This is a genomic window from Paenibacillus apis (assembly GCF_018333295.1).
In the GTDB taxonomy this organism is placed as follows: Bacteria; Bacillota; Bacilli; order Paenibacillales; family Paenibacillaceae; genus Fontibacillus; species Fontibacillus antibioticophila.
In genome coordinates, this window is sequence record NZ_BORS01000006.1 from 43,586 (window position 1) to 63,060 (window position 19,475).

Annotated in this window: 18 protein-coding genes and 1 pseudogene; 1 reads left to right on the forward strand and 18 read right to left on the reverse strand. The window is 43.1% G+C overall.

The annotated features are described in order from the left end of the window. Nucleotides 1–107 precede the first annotated feature (107 nt). The 10 genes and pseudogenes from KI362_RS09925 to KI362_RS09970 all read right to left on the reverse strand — a co-directional run bounded on the left by KI362_RS09925 (nucleotide 108) and on the right by KI362_RS09970 (nucleotide 9,594). Nucleotides 108–1,676, reverse strand: coding sequence for a DUF6382 domain-containing protein (locus KI362_RS09925; RefSeq protein ID WP_301626899.1), 1,569 nt, complete (start codon nucleotides 1,674–1,676; stop codon nucleotides 108–110). Between the two features lie 21 nt (nucleotides 1,677–1,697). Further along, on the reverse strand, nucleotides 1,698–2,210 hold the full coding sequence (locus tag KI362_RS09930; RefSeq protein WP_301626901.1) for an A24 family peptidase: 513 nt from the start codon (nucleotides 2,208–2,210) through the stop codon (nucleotides 1,698–1,700). Between the two features lie 16 nt (nucleotides 2,211–2,226). Continuing rightward, nucleotides 2,227–3,168, reverse strand: coding sequence for a TadE/TadG family type IV pilus assembly protein (locus KI362_RS09935; RefSeq protein ID WP_301626903.1), 942 nt, complete (start codon nucleotides 3,166–3,168; stop codon nucleotides 2,227–2,229). Between the two features lie 13 nt (nucleotides 3,169–3,181). Continuing rightward, complete coding sequence (locus tag KI362_RS09940; protein WP_301626905.1) at nucleotides 3,182–5,416, reverse strand: hypothetical protein; 2,235 nt, start codon at nucleotides 5,414–5,416, stop codon at nucleotides 3,182–3,184. A gap of 33 nt (nucleotides 5,417–5,449) precedes the next feature. Beyond that, nucleotides 5,450–6,106, reverse strand: coding sequence for a TadE/TadG family type IV pilus assembly protein (locus KI362_RS09945; RefSeq protein WP_212940330.1), 657 nt, complete (start codon nucleotides 6,104–6,106; stop codon nucleotides 5,450–5,452). Beyond that, nucleotides 6,103–6,297, reverse strand: a complete 195-nt coding sequence (locus KI362_RS09950) for a Flp1 family type IVb pilin (protein WP_044477476.1) — start codon at nucleotides 6,295–6,297, stop codon at nucleotides 6,103–6,105. The genes KI362_RS09945 and KI362_RS09950 overlap by 4 nt, the downstream gene beginning before the upstream one ends. Nucleotides 6,298–6,339: 42 nt before the next feature. Continuing rightward, nucleotides 6,340–7,212, reverse strand: a complete 873-nt coding sequence (locus KI362_RS09955) for a type II secretion system F family protein (protein WP_301626908.1) — start codon at nucleotides 7,210–7,212, stop codon at nucleotides 6,340–6,342. A gap of 11 nt (nucleotides 7,213–7,223) precedes the next feature. After that, nucleotides 7,224–8,033 carry a type II secretion system F family protein gene (locus tag KI362_RS09960; RefSeq protein ID WP_301626909.1) on the reverse strand — a complete coding sequence of 270 codons (810 nt, stop codon included), beginning with the start codon at nucleotides 8,031–8,033 and terminating at the stop codon, nucleotides 7,224–7,226. Next, a pseudogene (locus tag KI362_RS09965) lies at nucleotides 8,020–8,409 on the reverse strand (hypothetical protein); the annotation flags it as partial. The gene KI362_RS09960 and the pseudogene KI362_RS09965, both read right to left, overlap by 14 nt. Before the next feature lie 81 nt (nucleotides 8,410–8,490). Next, on the reverse strand, nucleotides 8,491–9,594 hold the full coding sequence (locus KI362_RS09970; protein WP_301626911.1) for a DUF3800 domain-containing protein: 1,104 nt from the start codon (nucleotides 9,592–9,594) through the stop codon (nucleotides 8,491–8,493). A gap of 330 nt (nucleotides 9,595–9,924) precedes the next feature. Here KI362_RS09970 and KI362_RS09975 point away from each other — a divergent pair, with 330 nt between their 5' ends. Further along, entirely contained in the window at nucleotides 9,925–11,688 is a 1,764-nt protein-coding gene (locus KI362_RS09975; protein ID WP_301626913.1) for a DUF4365 domain-containing protein, read from the forward strand. A gap of 105 nt (nucleotides 11,689–11,793) precedes the next feature. On the opposite strand, the gene KI362_RS09980 is transcribed toward KI362_RS09975, so the two are convergent. The 8 genes from KI362_RS09980 to KI362_RS10015 all read right to left on the reverse strand — a co-directional run bounded on the left by KI362_RS09980 (nucleotide 11,794) and on the right by KI362_RS10015 (nucleotide 18,759). Then, on the reverse strand, nucleotides 11,794–12,759 hold the full coding sequence (locus KI362_RS09980; protein WP_301626915.1) for a DUF262 domain-containing protein: 966 nt from the start codon (nucleotides 12,757–12,759) through the stop codon (nucleotides 11,794–11,796). 59 nt (nucleotides 12,760–12,818) lie between these two features. Next, a complete protein-coding gene (locus KI362_RS09985; RefSeq protein WP_301626917.1) occupies nucleotides 12,819–14,186 on the reverse strand; it encodes a VWA domain-containing protein in 1,368 nt (455 codons plus the stop codon). Between the two features lie 3 nt (nucleotides 14,187–14,189). After that, nucleotides 14,190–15,284 carry an AAA family ATPase gene (locus KI362_RS09990; protein ID WP_301626919.1) on the reverse strand — a complete coding sequence of 365 codons (1,095 nt, stop codon included), beginning with the start codon at nucleotides 15,282–15,284 and terminating at the stop codon, nucleotides 14,190–14,192. Between the two features lie 95 nt (nucleotides 15,285–15,379). Further along, entirely contained in the window at nucleotides 15,380–15,685 is a 306-nt protein-coding gene (locus tag KI362_RS09995; RefSeq protein ID WP_301626921.1) for a hypothetical protein, read from the reverse strand. Between the two features lie 69 nt (nucleotides 15,686–15,754). After that, nucleotides 15,755–16,114: a DUF4258 domain-containing protein gene (locus KI362_RS10000; protein ID WP_301626923.1), complete on the reverse strand. Its 360-nt coding sequence runs from the start codon at nucleotides 16,112–16,114 to the stop codon at nucleotides 15,755–15,757. A gap of 42 nt (nucleotides 16,115–16,156) precedes the next feature. Next, nucleotides 16,157–17,053, reverse strand: a complete 897-nt coding sequence (locus tag KI362_RS10005; RefSeq protein ID WP_301626925.1) for a DUF6744 family protein — start codon at nucleotides 17,051–17,053, stop codon at nucleotides 16,157–16,159. An 88-nt stretch (nucleotides 17,054–17,141) separates the two neighbouring features. Next, nucleotides 17,142–17,582: a hypothetical protein gene (locus KI362_RS10010; RefSeq protein ID WP_068779973.1), complete on the reverse strand. Its 441-nt coding sequence runs from the start codon at nucleotides 17,580–17,582 to the stop codon at nucleotides 17,142–17,144. Between the two features lie 451 nt (nucleotides 17,583–18,033). Beyond that, nucleotides 18,034–18,759, reverse strand: coding sequence for a hypothetical protein (locus KI362_RS10015; RefSeq protein WP_068779972.1), 726 nt, complete (start codon nucleotides 18,757–18,759; stop codon nucleotides 18,034–18,036). Between the last annotated feature and the right edge of the window lie 716 nt (nucleotides 18,760–19,475).

Genomic DNA, 19,475 nt, shown 5'->3' on the forward strand with positions numbered 1-19,475 from the left:
TGCTTCCCCTATTAAAATGCGAAAAACTCCACCAAAAATGAAGTTAGTGGAGTTAATTACATAATGTAATACTTTTACATATTTTGGGTTATAGCTTCGCTTTTAAGTTACTTATCTACCCGCAGCGTATATTTACCCTCCGCAATAGAGAACGTATCGCCAGGACTCAGAGGGTACTCCTTATAGGGGGCCATTAGCTCCTCTCCGAGTACCGTGCCGTTTCTGGATCCCAGATCCTTAAGCGTGCAGCCTGTGGTCTTGACCATCAATTCAACATGAGCGCGAGATACGCCCGGCGTGTTATCGATGTATTGAGCAATCTCCTCGGACCTTCCAATGACGAAGCTTCCCTTGGACAGCGTAATGGTCTCACCTCCTGATGAACCGCGGCTGGTACGTTCAAGAGAATAGGCAGCAGCGCCAATCTTATGTTCTTTATCCAGTCCACTCCTTGAGAGCAACACAGTCTGAGGCGGCTGGACGATCAGCTCTGGAGGCTTTTTCTCTAATTCTTTTCGTACCGGGGCTTCCTCTTGAACAGTGACCGACTTTTCATCCCTTCTCCAGTTACTTAGTGCAGACAATTCATCCTCATCTACCGGATATCTGTATGCACCCAGGCCGCTATTCTTCTCTGCTTCCTTTGCATGCTCTCCGTACTCTTCATATTCTTCGTGCTCTTCGTTTTTATGTATTCCCATTTTGGGAAAAGGCGGCTTGAAGCCAATTCGGCTCAGCAGGATCCCCCCCGCCAATAGCAGCGTTCCCAGCAGGCATATCCATAATGCCCCGGCTCCCGGATGATCCAGATATACGAATTTCCAAAGCATAGCCGCAGCCAATACAGCTCCTAGGACAATATAAGTTTTCATCGATGAGGATTTCGGCTCCTGCTCTTGTTCCGCCTGTTCTTGTTCCTCCTCCTCTCCCTCATCGGAGAACATTGGGGCTTTCGGCATCCTCCATTGCGGCGCTTCGGGCATCTTCCACTCTGGAGAATAAGAAACAGCCGAAAACTGTACCTGTTCTTCATTCGTTCTTACATATTCCCTAACCTTGAATCGAGGGTCAAGCTTCTTTGGCTCGGGCTGCTGCGGACCCGTATCGGTCATAAAATCACTGATCAATTGCCTGGTCTCCGCCAGGGTGAAGCGTTCATCAGAGCACCAGCGAAGCAGCTTCTGGATACCGTTTCCATTCATATTGTCCACACATGCCATCATTTTGGTAATCAGCTTTAAAAACACCTGGGGCAGCGGCTCTTCCCTGATCGCCTGCTTCAAAGGCACATACGTGAAGTGCAATACCGCCAAGGATAAGGGCTCCTCCACAAAAATATGGTCCTCGTCCAAATAAAACTGATCCGGAGAAAGCATATACTGCCTACTCTCTTCCAGCACGGTCACAATTTGCAGCAGGAGACTGTAGAACTCCGTCAATTCCAGCTTGTCCTGTCTCAGGCATTGGGACAGCATCTTTTTGCCTGTAATATTATATTGAAGACTTACATCATCATCGACCTCGCGAACGATAAGCGGAAGCAAATGAGGGATTGCCATAGAAGACAGCATCATGCGTTGAACACGATTCATATGCGCTCCCTTCAAGGGCTCCTTACCGGTCAAGTGCATAAAGACGCCGTCACTTCTGGAGAAATCGGTCAGCAGCACTACCACAGTTCATACACCTCGATCCTACTAATATAAAGCAGCGGTCAGAATAGCTCCCGGCAAGACGGCCAGCATGAATGGAATCCGGAGTTGACTCTTGCCAGCAATCCGGAGAGGAGCAATACTGCGCAGCATAAGGGCAGAAAAGATACGGGCAAACAGAGCCCTGATCCGGGAAAACATCTCTTTTCTAAACAACAAGACAATCAGACCGATTAGACCTGCCGCCATTACAGAATAGAATAAAATCTGCAGGGTAAGCAGTGTACCAGTCCAAGCGCCGATCCCTGCAAACAGCTTGACATCTCCTCCGCCAACCGCACCGCACCAATACATCAGAAGCATCAAGCCAAAGCCTGCCCCCGCTCCTTGAAGTGAAAACCACCCTCCAGACCAGCCATTTTGGAGCAGATGAGCAACTATGCCTGTCACCAGCCCGCTAATCGTAATCCAATTTGGAATTTTCATAGTTTTAATATCCGTAACAAATGCCGCTCCTAACATGATGAAGCATCCGATATATTCCCATGGCAGATTCATTTTCTATCATTCCTTCCTATTCTTTGGATCGCGGGCTCTCGACAAGGAACTGCTCTGTGGTCCGCGCCCCATCCTCTGTTTCGATGACGAAAGTCCATTCCCCGGGGGTGGTATTGCCGCCTACTAGCCAATTCCATGAAACGATTCCATTGTCGTCCGCTTGGGCTTCCCCTAAATATTTGGCCTGGCTGACCCCGCTTTTATAATAAACAGTCATCGTGGCAGACGCCCCCGGCTCGACTAACGCCGTCACTTCAGCCCTGCGGCCTGCATAAGCAGGATCCGGCTTGGATAATACCTTGGCTGCAGCCCCTGTACCGGACTCACCATCTGAATTCTTGTTCCCCAATTCATCCGTGTCTCCGATCCACAGCCGTTCCTCTGCCCGAGCCTGGATCCGGATCGCCTGCCCGGTAAAAGGAACCTTGATCGGCAGCACATAGCTAACCTCCAGTCCAAAGTACGGGGTCTTTCCTGTCCGTAAATCCGGAATCGTAACTCTGCTAACATGTAATCTGTCTTCATTTAAGGAGGTCGCCTGCAGAAATGGACTTAGGAGCGGCTTGATCACCGGGTCCAGAACCGCCTCTGCGGCATTTCCTTTAAGGTCCTGAAGGGGGGCTTCGCCCTTCTTCACAGCTGCCTGAACCCACTCCGATACCGGAGAAGGCAGCTTGGAAGCATACTGGGACGACCATTCTGATAAAGAAAAGTCATAGATGCGTTCAAGCGATAGCGAATTATTCGAGCTCGCACTTTGCTCCTCCTCCGTCTGGGAAGAAGCAACTGCAAGCGCGACCGGATAGATATGTGCTGATACTTGTCTGACCGCATTCGATGTCACAGCATGAAGTTGGGTAGCGACAAGGGTCATTTGAATCATATAGATAAACAAGAACAGCACCATGACGAACATAGGCATAACCAGGGTCGCTTCCAGTACAATGCTTCCGCGCACTTCGCCCAGGGATCTAGTATGAAAAGTCTGCTTGTTTCTCCGCATAATATCTTGTCCCTTCCACTTTGCCCTTCAAAATCCCCGTATTCCCCATCAAACCTGCTATTCCCGGGAGGAACCATAGCGGAATTGCCGTCGTCAGCTTGGCACTCACATAGGTTTCCCTCTCATCAACAGGCACCCCGGTATTCAGGCGAATAACAGCCAGCATACGTGACAATCGAGACTTGCCGGGACCATGAAGCATTAGAAATATACGCAAGTGATCCCGGTAGGTCAGCTTGACCTTCAGATAATCACTCAGCTCCAGATATCCGTCCTTCGTCAGTGAAATCATGTCCTTAATAGCGTGCTCTACGCCGTAGAGAAGCGCTCCAGCCACAATCAGCAACGGGTTCCCGTTCTTCGAGTTTTTGAGCAGCCCCTCCATCGTCCGAATCGCCAGACGCATCGCAAAGATCTCCCCGTACGCGGCGGCAATATTGCCTTGGGGAGAATGAAATCCATAGAGAATATATTCAATCTCCTGGCTCTCCACAGAGAAATCTGCAGCGCCCGATGCACCAGCCCCTCCCCCCGAGGAGTCGATCGTTCCCTGAAGCTCCTTCAAATCGAAATGATTGAAATAGCCTGTTATGTATTCTGCTTGAAAAAGATTGTCCGACATACTGTCCATCAGTGCCGCAATTCCACCATAGAAGGAATCCATTCCGCCCATCGCCGCTCCTCCGGCTTCATATGGATCACTCTTAATGCTGTTCTTTCGCGCATTATCGCTATCCCCAGCTTGATTCATATCTTTGTTCGCCTTGTAAAAGGACTCCAGCAGATCAAACTGCTCCTGATGCTGCTGCGATTCCTCCTTCAGATTATCAATTCGGCCAAGAAGCCCTTTAGCTTCATCCAGTTTATCCTCGGCCTTCTTTTCGGTCTCTTTGCGTTCCTTGTCTGATCCGCGGTACTCTTCAATGATTGCCTTGATTCGCTGCAGACGGTTTCCAGATCCGGCATCAGCAAATTCAGTCAAGTACTTATCGGCTTCTTTTCTCGCTTGATCAACCGCAGAATGAAGCGCTGACTCTGAAGCCGACGCAGACAGTAGCGAGCCTTCCATAGATAAAAATGCGCTTGCAGCGCCTGAAAATGAAATGACCCTCTCAGTTTGTGCCTCAATTCCTGCTGAAATATCATTCAATAATGAGTCAGAAAGCAGCAGCTTTCGGCTTTGAGCACGAAGCGGAGCGATTTCTTCTTTTCCGGAGACCGGTAAGCTCTCGCCGCTTCCCACTTTGTTATAGGCCTCCTGCTCAGGGCGTTGCTCCGCCTTCTCGATCAGAAGCAGCATTTCTGCATTCAAGCTTCTAATTTCTTGCAAGAGCTCCTTTGCCTTAGAAAGCACAACATTATGAAGCTGCTTTGCAGCATTATTACGGTCGTTCATCTCGCTAAACAGAAGCGAAGCCGACCGCTGGTACCGGCTAATTTCCAAAGCATAACTATCATCTTCATCCTGTTCTTCTCCTGAATGCTCAGAAGCTTCTCTGCGTGCCCGCTCAGCCTCAATCATCAAGACATAATTGCTGTACCCTGACACCAGCTGCTCCGCCGTTGATAAGCCCGATTGACTGCTGCCGGAACCTGAACCGGTTCTTGGAAGCAAGGCAGCCAACTGAGCTGCTGACTGAGCCGCTGAGGCTTGTCCGTTCAGCAATTCATCCAGCTTGGCTTCTCGACGGTCGTACAGCTTCTGCAGCTTTCCAAGTAAATCTACCGTGTTGGAAGCCTCCTTCATCGCCTCCGACATCGGCTTAAAGCGATTAATAATATCGATAGAGAAGTCAATCGGGGCACGATACTTCATCTGTTCCCGAATCTGCTGTTCAAACACTTCATATTTACCAAGCTGCCGCCCCAGCTCCACTGTAGATTCATCCAGCCGAACATCCACAATCGGAAAGGAATCGCTTCGCCTCATATAGTTCAGCTGGTCGCTTAACACCTTGGACATAAGGTAATTCTCATCTGTTTCACCAAAGGCAAATAAGCCGTATCGCTCCAGAAGCATCGGATCGTAAGCCGAGAGCACAGAACGTGATGCAGAGCGCACCAGCAGCTCTGTCTTTGCCTGCAGCGCCGACATTCTGGCAAAATCAATGAAAATGGCAACAAAGGCAAATACCGCAGCAAATATCATAATCAAGAATACGGATACACTGCCTGCTTCTGAATGATTTCTCCATCTTTTCAATCACGTCACCTCCAAGCGCTTGGAACGGACCACTCATTTTCCGTAAGCTTCGAGCGCCTTCCCTGCCTCCGAGGGATTCATTCCACCATCTCCGCGTTCTTTAAATCTGCCGCCATAATATCGAGCCAGTTCTACTGTCCTGATCCATTCCACCGGATCGACGATATAGGCCTCGGAATGGCCAATTTGCTTCAGTGAGCCGATGACTCGCTCCAAGGCCGGAAAGGGAACGAATCGGTTTAGCGAGACGCTTACCTTTCGCAGCAGCAATTGATTTCGGTATTCCACACTCCCCTGAAGTCCGGCAGGAATCTCTGTACCAACTCTAAGCAGCTTCGTGATCGCAAGTGAATCTTTGCTGTTCCCATCGACAGGCAATTGCAACTCCGTCGTGTCTACCTTCCCTCCGAGTCCGAAAATCGCCTCAAGCATCCGATCCTCGGTCAAACGCCAGTACAGTTGATCGTGTTCACCGGCTCCAAAGGAGCCATCCCTTATCCCGCGGTGGCTGTTATCCCATACATAGGCGCTTCGTTCCGCTGCCACGACAGCAACATGACTGAGAATACTCTGCTGATAGAAATACAAGCAGAAGAACAGAAGCAGAAACAAGGATACAAATATAACCGGCATGACCAGGGAAGCTTCAAGCGTAAAGCTTCCCTCACAATCCCGACGCAGCTTACTCATTTACCTTCCATGAAGTCCTCAGTCTGAGACTTCGCCTTGCCCATCAGACTCGTAATCATCTCCTTAAGCTGAGACCGGAAAATGATTGCAATAATAACAATGACAGCAATAATCAGGATCATCTCCAGCATGCCAAGACCGTCCTCATTTCCCCAAAAGCTCTTTACTTTCCCTTGAATTTGCATCCACATATCCATCCGCTCCTATTCATGAATTAAATTAAGTTAAGCAAGTTATAAATTCATCATCATAAATGCCGGGGCTCCTACGAGAATGACGACCACCAAAAACAGGAGCACCATCGGAAATATCAATTTCGAAGAGGCTTGCTCTCCGAGTGTCTTGCATATCGCCTTCCTCCGCTCCCATAACGATCTGGACAAGTCCATCAAGGCAAGCACAAAATCATTGCCTCCTCTTCGGAAATTCAGCAGGACGGCTGTTGCGAATGCAGAAATCTCCTGGATGCCGCAGCGCCTGGAGAAGCCCTCCAACGCCTGTTGAAATGAATAGCCCCCGTCCCATTCCCGCTGCATCTGTCTCAGTTCTCTATACAAAGGATGTTTACAATCCTCTCCTTTCCGTTCGATACTCGTCCGAATCGCCTGCTGCACAGTTGAGCCTGCGCCGACCAGCAAGATAATCTTGTTAAGCAGCTCCGGCAATTCCAGCAGCATCTCTTGCTCCCGCCGAACGACCTTTTTGTGCAAATCATGAATCAATGCGGCAGGCAGCAGGAAGGCAAGCATCGTGCCGATAATCAGTCCATCCGATCCTTGAGTCAACAAGGACATCAGACAGCCCAATGTGAGCAGCAGCCAAGTATAAGACAGCATTTCAGCTAAAAATAATAAGGTGTGTTCTCCGCCGCGTCTGCCTCCGCTAATTTTTGTAATCGAGCGCTGAATTTTATAGAAGAAAATAGGGAGTCTTCGTGAAACGGCTATCTGATCCAATAAATACAACATGGGTGGAGCAATGGCCTGAAGGCGGATTCCCTCCAGATCAGCAGGCTTGCCAGCCGTATATCTTGGCCGGGATACAGCGAAGAGTACTATCCAGCCTACCGATAAGATCCCAAATAATAGTCCAGCCAGAATGAGCATACCTAGCCTCCTTATAGGCGGATATCCATCATACGCAGAATCATCCAGGAGCAGCCTCCATACATCAGAAGAGCTATCGCAGAAATAAGGAGTCCTCCCCCGCTATGCAGGGGCTCCATATAATCCGGTGAGCTGACATCCATAAAAATCAGAAATAACACGGGTGCCGCCAGCATCGCTTTGGACTCAAACCTCTTCTGGGCAAGCATGACTCCGATCTCCTGGGTAATCTCCAGCTTCTCACTGATAATGGTGGAGGTTCGTCTTACGATTTCGATGAGGTCGCCTCCGGAGCGTTTACAGGTTGTGAACACATCCGCAAAATTGCGTATGTCTTCAAGATCTGCACGTTGGCTAAAGTCTTGCAATGCCTCTTCGATAGGTTGACCATACTGCATTCTGGCGCAGATAATCTCCAACTCGCGGATCAAGTCATTGCCCCCGTCCGGATACAACAGCTCAAGATCCTTGATCGCTTCACGAAATCCATTCTCCACAGAGCGCCCGGCGGCTAATGAGGAAGACAGCGAATAGAGCGCCTGTTTGAAATGAAGACCTAATGCTTCGCGTCTTCTGCGCAGCAAATATTGGCTCCAGTACTTCGGCAAAAGCACCGTGCCTCCGACAAGAACAAAAGCTATCATGACCGAATGGAAAAACACATAGCCAATGCCGTACAGCAATAACCCGCCCACCAATAAACAGGCCGCTCTTTGCCGGTTACTGAGCGTATACTGCCGATAGTCAGGAAGTGGTGAGGCACCTTGCGGCTGCTTTTTGGCTTCGTTTGGTTGTCTCAGCACCCTTTTAGTCCATGCCATGTGCGCTTGCCTCCTCAGATAGGGCCGTTACATCGGCAGTAATCCCCGCCATGCTCAGCTTCTCGGTTCGAAGCATCGTTCCCGTTCGCTCCAGAACCCCTATCAATTTCCCCTCTTCCTCACCCAATTCTTTGAATTGATACAATCGGTTCAGAACCACCTCCCCATCCTCCATGCCGATGACCTCAGAGATTTCCATTACCCGTCTGCTCCGGTCACGAAGCCTGGACAAATGGATAAAAATATCGATCGCCGAAGCAATTTGCTTCCTTACAACCCTAATCGGCAAATCAGCTCCACTCAACACCATGGTCTCCAGACGGCTGATCATATCTGCTGTATTGTTCGCGTGCCCAGTGGATAAGCTCCTATCATGGGTATTGTGGTATTTATAAGAGAATTAAAAAACAGCCTCCTAGGAGACCGTTAAGGTAATACTCAATCAAGTTTATGTATGTTAATCCAACATGCGAATGTTTATAAAATCATAATAATGCTCAGTTTCAAATGTTTCTGGATTAATGCCAAACTTGTCAAAGAAATACTTTGCCAATTGATCCTTTACATTAGTTCCATCCGGTAAGTTTAATCTTCGATTAAGGCAACCCATGAAAACATCTGCTACTTGGATAAAAGGATCAATATGTGATTCCACTGCTGCGAATGCTCCGAGTTTTACTTTTCCATCAAAAGCTGCTTTGATATGCCCCGCCACATCCAGCCTCAAGGCTTCTAAAAATAGTGTGTCTTTAGCATCTTCCTTATCCTTTACAATATTTAGAGTGCGGGGAATTGATATGCGACCTGTCTCAATTTCATGTTGTAATCCATCTGATATTCCTACTTTATAGAGTCTAGTGACTATATCTTCAGGCTTCTGACCAGATCCCTTTTGACAGAAACATATTGCCTTGAATCCAATGTTGGCTGATTCTTCAGCTACTACATCAATTAATCTAACATAGTTTTCTAGATTTTTCTTATCCACATTAACAAAATGGAACTCATCTTTTGACTCCATTTCAAGTTGTTTTCGTAAGTCCATGATAGAAGACCGAAGAACTCCATCTTGCCCACTCCTCCACATACCGCCCACTGAGATATAATTCTGGGTTTTTCCGGTTTCATCATAAAAAATGAAGGATACTGGTGTAGCATCTTCACTAAGTTGAATCTGGCTGGTTCTGTATGTATCTTCTCGTTCAGATCTTATTCTTTGGATATCTTCACTCGATCTAAACTCCTTAAACGTATTCTGAATTTTTGCTCTTGCCCTAGTTATATCGCTTTGCTGCTCAAGTCTTAAAAATGCTTGGCTTGTAATGACCCCACCATTATATAAATCTTTTTGAAATGTTTCCCAATAACGCAAGGTGAGTAAACGATCTGAATCACGAGTCTCTGGATAATGATTCAGAATAAATGCGACCCTCGCTGTTGCAGTCTTTAATACCCCTTCGCTCAATTGTTTCATTAGATTTTCTTTATCTTGTTGTACTTTAATTATACGTTTCTGTTCAGGCGTTACTTCTTCAGATACACTCTCCGTGTCTTCCAACATCGAGTCCCTCCTCCTAATTTGAGATTATTCAACTATATTTTAACATACAAGATTTAGAAAATACATTTTCAGTTAATCTACATCCCCTTACAGATGAAACTCTAGATATGTGATATGTATATTCTTGTATCGTCTTCAACCTTATTTATACATAATCGTTCAAATTTCGATGGATAAATCCTACTAGTAGTCAGTAGTAGTACCACTTTTTCCGACTTTTTTGATAATATTACCATATGGATCATTGCTTACATAAATCTACTTAAGATGAACTTTTTCAAATTATTCCAACGATACACAATCACATTCTTATAAGGAGCATTGAGAACTATGAACAAACTGTCAAATGATATTATAGAAAGACTCGCTGTACAAGCAGTCAAAAGTGAAGTCACTAAGCCTCCATATTGCTTAAAAGCTGAGATCCCAGAAGGAGATAAAGGAATATCATTTGATGGGGAGATAATTGTTTTTAATGATAGTTCTCACACTACCAGTTCCTTCAATGGATCTATTCCAGTACAGGTGAAAGGTACACAAGTAAAGTTTTTTTCTGATAATAAAAGAACGTTTTCACTTCAATTAGCCCACTTTGAAAACTATTATAAAAAGGAGGGAGTTATTATTTTTGTAGTTGAGTTAAGAGAAGAAAGAAGTAAAATATTCTACAAACAACTTCTTCCACTTGAGCTTTCTCATATTATTAATGAGTGTGAGCAGAAAGAAAAAAAATCACATAGAATTGAATTAAGATCCTTAAAAGGCACCGACATGCAGCGAATTTGCCAAGCTTTTCTAAAAGAACAATTACATCAGCCACTTGTACTTATAGAAGATGGTGAGACATTATTAGGTGAGGAACACCAAAAATATATCTTTAGAAGTCTCACATTTAATCCATCAAGTATGAAATTCGATGAATTATTTGAACATGATTTTTTCATGTATGCTTTAGAGAAAAACCTGCATATTCCTATAAGTATGGGGAGGGTTTCATCTATAACTAGTAGTTCTGAGATGGATGTAAATATAGACGGGTTTAATCAAAAATTCAGTGTATCGACTACATTCAATTCTGGAAGCTTGACGATAACATTCGAAAATGTTTTGAAAATGGTTTTGGATGGAAACGACCTCAAAATTAGCAATTGCCAGTTCCACTCTTTGTCCAGTCAATTAAAGGTTATACCATTATTATCAAGTTTGATAGAACGAAAGAAGATAACGTTACCTATTGGAGATATCCAGATAACGGATTATTCAGAAAAGAGCATACGTTTTATTGATGAAATGAAAGAACATATACTATTTATTGAGGACTTGAAAAAGGCCTTTCTATACTTTTCTATAAACCCAGATACTATCTTTTCTAAAAATGAGGAAGGTATGAACTTGAATGTCGGTCTTTCCTTTCTAGTTAGGGCCTCCAAACATGGGGACATTTCGGATTTCAAAAAGCGATTATCCACCATGAAGAATTCATGCCTCATTAATTTATTGGTAGGGGATCAAACTATTATTTGTTTTCTCAACGATGATAAATTAAAAAACTTCTTTTCAAAAGATCAAATTAATATAAAAGCCATTCTTGGCTACAATACACCAGACCAGTGCGACTACAGCATTTATGTACAACTTAATGATGATTCACTTTCTAAAGGGATAAACTTAGATTTCCCAGCAATTAAAGAATCTTTTCAAACATATGATCCCTTTGTTAATGAACTTGCTTCTAGTACAACTACTAATTTTTGTTTACGATGTATCAATGCTTATGACAAGTCTAATAGGAGAGAATTGCTATTACTAGCAAAATATATTCTATCCATGCATCCGTCTATTGAAACGGATGACTTTAACTATATTAATTTCTTACAAATCAATAAAAGACTTAACGGCTCATTAACAGCAGAGGAAGAAGATAAATTAATGTCCCTCAAGAGTGCCCCATCAGCAGACATTCTTAAACAATTCGGTGCTTGTATACTACTTGAAAGCAAGATTGAGGCCAAAAGACTCTACTCAAAGTTGGATAACGAAACCCTAGAAACCATAGCCACGATGCCTATTATGAAATTGTATGGGGAATTGTAAAAATATCATTATTCAGAGAAGCCCAAGAATAATTATAGTATTCTTAGGCTTCTCTTTATTTGGGGTACTCTATTCAAATCTTCTTGCTAGAACAAGGTCAAGATATTAGGTTGATTGAACCATATCCTTAATCATATAATTCAGTCTATTCAAAGCAAATTGCTTGCTTGTTGCACCTTTTTGACAAAGCTGACCATAAGGGCTGTCCACTGAATATCGGTCAATCAAAAATGACTCAGCCCATTTACCAAAACGCTCATCTGTCCAATTCTGTATTAAGGCATGATCAACGACTTGAAACAAGCTTCCAACATGAACCTTTTTCAGCATTTTACGCTTAGCCTGATCCCAATTTCGGAATGCAGCATCCATATAATTAATCTTTTGTTCTATCAGTTCCACAATATGGGCTGGAACCTCATCCAAACCAGAAATGAACCTGTTTAAACTTGCCCCACCGAAATCAATATCTTGGTTCATGGACGAAGCAATGAACTGCCAAATTAGCTGCTCATCCACGTACCTATTGCGATCTGCCTTGGTAAAGGCAATCTTCTCAAAGAACAAATGTTGTCCCAACTCTTGTACCGTTTCTCGTACAGCAGGACTCACTTTGACTCTGGTCTTCTCTGTTGAGGTCAACGGAACCGACTGATTCACCCGATAAAACATCTCTTCTACTTCTTCAAAGGTACATTCTCGGAACTCTGTTACCGTAAAGTTGTACGTGAGAAACTCAAACTGCGTATCTGAAGACAAGTCTTCAAATTTCTTACCAGCAATGTTTTCCCCATTGAAGTCAGCCGTTCCTTTACTGAGCTTGTAGTCACCATCTGCAAAGAAGAAAACGGATTCCCAACGCTGCCTTCCGTCAACAACCCAAATGTACCCATCGCCGTTATCCCATACGAGAATATTTGGGATGTATTTGTCACGAATGACTGAATCAACAAGATACGAGCGGCGATCATTCTTCCAAACGCTATTACGTTGAAACGGAAGATCGAAACGAATTCGATCCCGCATATTCAAGAGGCTCTTTGTTGTACGTTGAATGCTTGATCTCTTCATATTTACATAACCCTCCCTAAAATAAAGAACAGGACAGAAATAATCTGCCCTGCTCATCTTCATATTTCAAACGCCTGATGCACTGACTCATCTTCAAACGAAGAAGCTCTGACAATTCGATCCGAGAAACCTTCCACTCCTTGAATAGACTCCCTTCCAAGAAGTAAAGACAAGACCGAAAATCCCTTCTTGTCCTTCAATTCATTCCACGACTGTAGAAAATGGTCATTCACATGAGACTCGCCATCCGTCACAAATACAATATCTGCTTTATTAAAGCGGCTCTGTTGAATGATTTGACTTGCTGCCCTAAGTGGAGGTTCAAAACTTGTTCCCCCACCCAAAAAAATAGTGGCCAACTGAATCATATCCTGAACTGTTATTTTCCCACGCTCATAGATCAATGGGGTATCTGCATGTGAAGAAAACGGAATCCATGCAAAGTCTCTTCGCTGCTTACGGGCAATACTCATCAAGGCAAGAGCAAATCCTTTGGAGATGGTATCTTGACCACTCATACTCCCAGACTGATCCAGACACAAAATGATTGGCCCCTTACCAAGCTGCTCAGGTCCCTTTGTATCGTACTGAAGTGTTTGCCCCTCGACATATCGGCGTAGGAAATCCATTTTCGTCATTGGGCTGGCATAACTGCCAAGTTCCATCGGGAGCAGTTGTTCTATAGCATTTCCTTGCTTTATCCCATTACGGTTGATGGCATCCTTATGCTTCGAACGCTGTTTCCGATTAGCAATTACTTTCATACGACCAGCCCATCTCGCAATGTCCTTCATCTTCTTATCATGGCTCAACCTTTCAGCCAGAATCAGTTGATCTTTCAAAGGAACCTTTTTCAGTTCACTGTCTCCACTTCCTGCTTGCATACCTCCCAAAAGAGATTTTACATTTTCCTTGGCTTCTATTGCTTCTTGTGCAGCTTTGGCTAGCATCTGAGATAGTGCATTGCCATTTTGATTCAAGGCTGAATATAACGCCTCTGACGCCTCCTGAGATGCCCCTGCCTTCCCCTTCATATAGTTCTGCAGCGCATCCGCTAAGTCCTGATCCCTTTGCGCTTGTTCCTTCACCCAGCCAAGAACAGTCTCGCTATACTTCGTTGTGCCAAGTGCAGCGGCCAGATCATCCAGACGAGTAAATTCACGAAACTCCTGATAGCCTTCGTCTGACATGACTCGCTCCATAAGTTGATGGTTCATCTCTAGCCCTTCAGTAACTTCTTCCAGCAACTCAGGCTTCATTTTAAATAGACCTGCCCACATGTCACCCATTAAAGGCTGAAAAGAGGGAAATAGTTTACTTCCCTCTTTACTAACCTCTCTGAGCTTCTCAGACATTTCCATGAGCTGCCCGAAGCGTCTTCGATCATATGAATCTGTGTTTAAAACAGAGCCTTTATGTTCCTTCATCCTCTACACTCCTAACACTTGGGATGCGATATCATTCAACGACTTCTGAACAAGAACAATGGCTTGCTCAACCTCCGAGCGATTCGGGTTATCCTTTTGAAGTTTCTTAAGTTCGCTGACCAAGGTTTTGAGTTTTTTCGTACTTTCAACAGCCACATCCGTAGAATTATTAGACTGTTCGAGACCCCTTATGATATCAGTTGCTTCGACCTGAATTTCCTCAACACGAGTCTTGACAGCATCCTGAGCATGATTACGTACAATTTTGGCTGTCTTATCACGCTGATCCGGCTTCTCCCACAGGCCATGTTTAAGGATCATGAGGTCTTCAAGTTCTGCATAGTCTCTGCCTGCAAGCACAGCTTTTGCCCGAATTACGGAAAGAATTTGCTTGAACCGCCGATCTGAAGGACGAATACCTTCATCCATCAATTCTCGTCTGATCTTGCTCAGTGCTTCAAAAACCTCGTCAGGAATACTTACCGTGTCACTAAAAAACTGAAGTTCAAATAATTCATCAATGCTCATATCAGCTTGAGATGGTACTGAACCTTTCAACATGGAAACAAAAGATTGATCTTCGCCAATATAGTCCACTTCATATCTCAGCAAGAAGCGGTCAAACAGAGCTTCAAGCCCTTCCCCTTCTTCTGGATATTCGTTTGAACTACCTATCAAGGACATTAATGGAACTTGTCCTGGTGCGCCATCATTATAGAACATTCGTTCATTAATGAGCGTGAGCAAGGCATTCAATATTGAACTGTTTGCCTTAAAAATCTCATCCAAGAATGAAGTGTGAGCTTCCGGAAGCTTTCCAGCCGTATTCCGCTTGTACACACCTTGCTCCAATTCCTTCAACGAGACAGGACCAAACAGTTCTTCTGGTGTGCTGAAACGTGTCAGCAGCCATTGGAAGTAATTCGCCCCTGTAAAACGCTTCGTTAGATCACTGACGAGGGCGCTCTTTCCTGTCCCCGGAGGTCCAATCAACAAAGCGTGCTGCCGAGCGATCATAGCCACCATCAGACCTTCAATCACCTCTTCGCGTTCAGTATACTGACTATTTAATGCATTCTGGATATCCTTGATTTTCATTTAGCTTCCTCCATTTTTAGATAAAATAAAAAGAGCCAACGCTTCTCAAATTTAAGAAGTCATCAGCTCTTTGTTTATATATTGTGTCTCACGATTTAGTTTGGAAACGCGCCATCTTGCTCTAAGAGTTCCAATAATTTGCGTTCACGCTGCATGGTCTCACCCTGATCTTTATCCACTGAACGAATCCCCATATCTTCCTTTATCTTTTGAAAATAAGACTCTGGAATCTGATCGTAATCAATGGTTATAGATGCTTTTACCTCATCGGGAATTTTAGATGCAATACTTTCAACTACTACAGCAGAATGCAAAGGGTAGTGTTCTTCCCCGTCAATAACTTCGTAAGGGAAATTTTGTGTTTTGACATTGTCAATTATCATGTCTTTTTTTCCTTTCACTTAAAATTTCACCACCCGTCTTGGAATGTATTAATTATACATCAAAACGAAATAGTAAAGGAACTTCTGCTATCTTACATGCCGACCATGTTCAGGGAACATAGCAGTCACTACTGTAAAAAGCACTCCTCGGTTTCTTCTCTTCACAGCCAATCCAATAGCCAGCTTGCGATCGTTATATTCACCAACTACGGTAAGCACTGGATCAGCGTTTCTATAGGGTTGTTCTCCAAAAGGATAGTTTTGAGCTTCGTGCATTTCTTTTGGATCATTATGATACAGGATGAATTCTACCATCGCCTTTGTAATTCCGCGCACTCTCATCCGCTCATCGGCGTGATAACTATACCTCACTTTACTTGAATCAATATGCTCTTCAAGTATCTCTCTGATCAAAGGCCAATGCTGCAAGTAAGCTTGTCCTTCCATGATTTTATCCTTTCTGTTATCGTCAGATAACGAATCCTTGTTTTAATCAGCCATATTTGTCAGCGCACTCGCCACTTTTTCACGGATAAGCGCAACGTATTCTTCCATCTCTTGCAAATCCCCAGTAACAATCGCTTCATAATCTTTAACATTGGATACAATCACCTTGGCATCCTCAAGAATAGCCTTAAGCTCATTCTTCTTGAGCTGATTAGCTACCCCATTTTCACATGCAGCCAGAGTGCCACGAAGATGATCTAAAAGCTTCCTTGTAACCATGTTCTTCATATCCATGGTGTTCATTACAGGAACCTTCTCTGCCTCCCCTTTTTCAAGAGACACAACGAATTGAACCAATGCATCCAAATTGCCTTCAAACTGTGCCGGTATGAAGTAAACACCACCTGATGGTCTAACCGGTGTAGGTGACATACTCTTTAAGACGCTGGTAATCAACGTACGTAGTGTAGTAGAACCATAATTGTTTCGATAAATTTCAAACTGCAACGCAGCATTATTAACTAGTTGCTGCGCCATTGATGAAATATAGCTGGTCTCTACTGTCTCCGTTTTTCGATCTAATACCAGTGCCCCTACATCAGGAACATATTTTAATCTTCTACCTTTCGTATCCTTAGTTTCGCAAACTAAATTTCGTTGTACGAAAGTGCTGGTTGAAGCCACCTCACGGAACATGTAGTTCTCATAGACTCCAGGTGATACTTCACGCTTAAATTTTTCACTTGTGGCTCTTCTAAAAGCATCCGGGGATCGGATGTCCTTTGGCATCCAACCAGCCCCTAATCCAGAATCAACAAGCTTTTGTTTCAACTCATCTGGAGTAATCAGCATGCTGGATAGAGAATTCCAGGTTAAAAATCCAATCGCATTGTCTTTACTGGATGGAACAGCAACTACATCCTTTAAAATGGCACTCATAAGAAAAACCTCCTCATTTTAATAAAAAAGACCAATTCCTAAGAGTAAGGAACCAGTCTTGGCTTAACATTTAATTTTTGCTAATGGCCTACACCCGAAATACTTTCACATTTAAGTCAGAGATAATGGGGCTATTTTTCATTTGTTGTGTCAAATTAGCCATCTCAGCAACGAGTCGATTTCTTCCTGCATCCCGCTCCTGTATATCTTCGATCATATCTTTAGCATAGTTCATAATTACCTGCACGCTTTTCCAGTATAATTGCCCTTTTAACATCTCGACTTCTTCTATTGTGTCGTTTCTTTCATCCATGAGGTAAAATCCTTTTTCTTCAAACTGAAAAACAATATTATCGCCAATCGTAATTTCTTTATCTCGCAGCCCCCATACTTCTTCTGCAACATATGGGATGGCTTCTGAGAGCATCCGAATAAACTCATCCGCCTTTTTACACCGATATTTTTCTTGTTGTAAAAATGAAGTGAACTCGGCTTGAATACGATTCTCTTTTCTAAATAAATTGAACATATTTATTCATCCTCTCATTTTTTAATAAAAACAAAAAAAGCCGATTTTTTGCATGAATAATCCATACAAAAATCGGCTTTTAAAAAATATCAAATTTCTATAACGCCATAAAATGCGCCAATGTAAAACTTTTATCAGAGCCTTTCGGTACTCTTCTTCCCTTGTTCTCAGCACAGGAGATGTCGGGGGTAATGACTTTATCCTACTTTAATCCTCAGCTATAAAGCTTTGTAGGGGAGGTACTACTATCTCAAGTGACTCTTGTCTCCAGCAAAATTGGGAGTATGAGGTAAGAGTAATTACAGGAATATTATAGCATTCAGCTCTCAAAGATGCAATCATACGTTCGGAGCATGAATCGTTCTCTCCAAACTTTAGCAAATCGTTTCGATATTATTCAAATGTCTCAACCAAAATATTTTTGCTTTATCTTTTTTTATAAGAAATGTCTTTATATTATCTCTTTTTCGACGAGCATTTGTTTAACTACAGCGGAGAAATCTTTATAGTGTCTGTTTATTTCTTCAATTATTTGATTAGTGTCAGTATCAGAAGAGACTGAAAGATGTCCCAGTTGATTACGCAAAGATGTATAAATTGTCTCTTTGTAATTCTTGCCCTCTCTAGTGGTAGGCTTCATCTCTATTTCAGGTTTTTTCCCCTTTATATACCTATCAATTTCCTTTTGAGTAGGACCGACGTAAATGTTCAGCAAACTATAGAGCATAACAAAACTACCAACCTTATCTTTCATCTTTAAAATATCTATAAGTACGTTATAAATGTCTGATTCGGTTCTATAGGCTTCCAGGTTCAATTTAAGCTTTTTAGTATCCTCAGAGTTATAATTACGTCTTACTGTCAATATCGAATCGAGATCAACTTTATCTTTTATAATCAAAACCTTTTCGCCAGCATCATTCGTTTTTACTTGGCTTTTCCAGTCGAGATCACGAATCTTCTCTTCAAAGGTAAAAAATATCATTTTTTCGATTTTAATGAGTTCTTTGTTAGTGGCATAAAGTGCATCTGCTTCATTTTCATAATTCGTCTCGAAAAGAAACGATATTATACTTCCGTCCGCGTGTACAGTGATATTTTTAATATTTGAATCATTACTGGGCAAAATAGTGGACGGCATCTTGAAATCTACTTTACCTTCATAAGTAATATTCATTATGTAGCCCCCTCAAACTCTAATCGCAACTAACTAGCTTCGACGTTAGAAATGGATTACTTCTTTAACGTATCAACTGTTTTAGAATACAACTAAAATCTTTACTTCAGTTTAATTCGACACTTCTCGTATATCATCACCCTCACACCCACTTATTACTTATTCTTTATAGATAGCCATACGTACTCCATTGTCGTTTTTTATATCGTGCCCTCCCTTTAGTTCAAGATATCCAGTTGTCCAGACAGAGGATCTGCACTGGTAGAATATTTTGGTAAACCAACGTATTTGACGTATTTTTCATCCAAAATCCGATAGAAGGAAATCAATGGAGTTCTAAGTCCTTGGCTATAAATTAGAGTGTTTGGTTTGTCAATTAATGAGATAATTTCTAGCTCAGCGTAAGTGATAAACTTCTCCTTGTAATCTTCGACCTTGGGATAGAACAGAGTCGAGTATACACCTTTTAGCCGCTTCTTGCATCAAACTACAATGTAATTTTGGATTTTTATTTTTGCGGATTTATTTAGTAGAGTGATAAGCGTAGTGATAATATCCGAGAAACTTGCCTCAGTATATTGATATCCCGTCAGTGTGATAATGTTAGTACCAGGCGTGCCAACTTCTCTCAGTTCATTAAGTTCGAAATACGAATCCGCCTTCTTTCCTTCTACATCCATATAACGCAGAAGCTTCCTTGCAGACATTACAACACT